A 1,181-nucleotide genomic window follows, 5' to 3' on the forward strand; every position below is an offset into this window, starting at 1 on the left:
AGGAACCACCCGGTGATATCAGCACCGGTGTCCGGCAGGTCGGGCCCCGGCTGCTCGTCCGGCGTGTGATGGTCGGTCTCACAGCCGGCGTTGCCGTCGGCCGCCGGGACACACACCGCCCGGTCATCGGGGCTGGTGACCACGTTGCGCATGGTGGCATCGGCCTCGTCGCCGACGGTCACCGAGTAGGTGATCGTCACGACCTGACCGACCTCGAGGTCACCGGTCCAGGTGAGCTGCTCGTCGGCCATGCTCACCTCGCCCGACGTCGCCGCGGCGTCGTCGTTCCAGTCCGCGACCGGCGCCACCTGCGAGAGGTCGTCGACCACGATGGCGTCCTGGATGGGAGCGGCGCCGACGTGCTCGACGGTGACGGTGTACGTCACCACCTCGCCCTCCTCGACCTCCGACCCCGACTTCGGGTCCGACGTCTTGGCGAAGGTGTACTCGCCCTGGTAGTGGTCGGTCGTGCAGCCCTCGTTGCCGTCCTCGGCCGGCACGCAGACGCCCTCACCGGTCGGGTCGGTGACGACGTTGACGAGCTCGTCGTCGCCCTCGCCGACCGCGTTGGCCGTCACCGAGTAGGTGAGCGTGACGACCTGCCCGACCTCGAGGTCCCCGGTCCAGGTCAGCGTCTCCCCTTCGAACGACACCTCGCCGGAGTCCGCCGTCGCGTCGTCGTTCCAGACCGCGTCGTCCAACACCGCGGACAGGTCGTCCTCGATGGTGGCGCCCTCGACCGCAGCGGTACCGGCCTGGCTGATGAGCACGGTGTAGGTGATCACCCCGTCCTCGTCGACGACCGAGCCCGGGACCGGGTCCGACGTCTTGGAGTAGGTGTACGAGCCGTTGATGTGCTCGGTGGTGCAGGCCTCGTCCTGCCCCTCCTCCGGCACGCACTTGTCCGGGTCGTCCGGCGTGACCACGTTCTTCAGGAACCGGTCACCCTCGGCGGTGACCGTCACCGAGTAGGTGACGGTGACCTCCTCGCCCACGGCCAGCGGACCCGACCACGCCAGCGTCGGTTCCTCGTACGTCGGCTCCGGACCCGCCGAGGCGGCCGCGTCGTCGTTGTACGTGGCGTCGTCCAGCACCTGGGTCAGGTCGTCCTTGAACCCGGCCTGCTCCACCGCACCGGGCCCGTACTGCCGGACCGTCACCGTGTAGGTGATCGTGTCACC

1 protein-coding gene is annotated in these 1,181 nt (G+C 69.5%); it reads right to left on the reverse strand.

The window, feature by feature from the left end; translation table 11 throughout:
• Positions 1–1,181 (reverse strand): DUF7927 domain-containing protein (locus E1212_RS29110; protein WP_131989030.1); only part of this gene is annotated, 1,181 nt, incomplete at both ends.

Source organism: Jiangella ureilytica, from assembly GCF_004348545.1.
In the GTDB taxonomy this organism is placed as follows: domain Bacteria; phylum Actinomycetota; class Actinomycetes; order Jiangellales; family Jiangellaceae; genus Jiangella; species Jiangella ureilytica.